Below are 1,116 nucleotides of genomic sequence, written 5' to 3'. Positions count from 1 at the left end.
AGATCTTGGACAGTTTCCGTTACGTGGGCGGGCTCAACTGGTGGTTGCAACACCCCCTTTGGTGATTGTCGTTGGGGTGGTTATGGCGTCGAGGTTGAGTCCGTTGGAGCGGGAGCAGATTGGGTTGGGTCGGGCTGCGGGTGAGTCGTTGGGGTCGATCGCGCGGAGGTTGGGGCGGTCGGTGTCGACGATCTCGCGGGAGGTGGGTCGGTTCGAGCGTTATGGGCAGCGGTATCAGCCGTTGATGGCGCAGTGGGCGTCGTTTCTGCGGCATAACCGGTCCGGGCGGGTGCCGGTGTTGGCTGTTGACGGGCCGTTGCGTGAGGTGGTGCTGGATATGCTGCGGCGACGTCGTTCGCCGCAGCAGGTCAGTGCTCGGCTGCGGGTGCAGTTCCCGGACATGCCGGAGATGTGGGTGTCGCACGAGACGATTTATCAGGCGATCTACCTGCAGGCGCGGGGTAACTTGCGGGCGGAGTTGACGCGGCAGGTGGCGTTGCGCTCGGGTCGGGCGGCTCGCCGGCGTCGGGCGGCGCCGGCCGGGGCGGTGCGTTCGGCGCGGCCGTGGGTGAACCTGCGCATCGCTGACCGTCCGGCTGAGGTCGCTGACCGGGCGGTGCCCGGTCATTGGGAGGGTGATCTCCTCGAGGGGGTCCGTCGGGGTGGGCGTGGTGGTTCCGCGATCGCCACGCTGGTGGAACGCGCTACCCGGTTCGTGATCCTGGTCGGACTGCCCGAGGGCAAGGTCTCCGAACACGTCGTGTCCCAACTCGCCGCGGCGATGACCTGGCTACCGCAGCGGTTGAGGGCCTCGCTGACCTGGGACCAGGGCGTCGAGATGGCCCGACACCGTGACTTCACCATCGCCACCGACTGCCCGGTCTACTTCTGCGACCCGCACAGCCCCTGGCAGCGTGGCAGCAACGAGAACACCAACGGGCTGCTACGCCAGTACTTCCCCAAAGGCCAATTCGACTTCACCACCATCGACCAAACCGGCCTCGACCACGTCGCCGACGAACTCAACGACCGCCCCCGCATGACCCTGGGCTGGGCAACCCCAGGCGAGAAAATGACCCAACTCCTCAATGTTGCAACCACCGGTTGAGCCCGCCG

Annotated in this window: 1 protein-coding gene; it reads left to right on the top strand. The window is 66.7% G+C overall.

The annotated features are described in order from the left end of the window. Positions 1 to 1,108 (top strand): IS30 family transposase (locus ACFYL6_RS33150; protein ID WP_387177153.1); only part of this gene is annotated, 1,108 nt, incomplete at its 5' end. Between the last annotated feature and the right edge of the window lie 8 nt (positions 1,109 to 1,116).

It is taken from the genome of Micromonospora sp. NPDC007208 (assembly GCF_042869175.1).
Lineage (GTDB): Bacteria > Actinomycetota > Actinomycetes > Mycobacteriales > Micromonosporaceae > Micromonospora > Micromonospora foliorum.
This window is presented reverse-complemented; position numbering and strand designations above follow the sequence as displayed.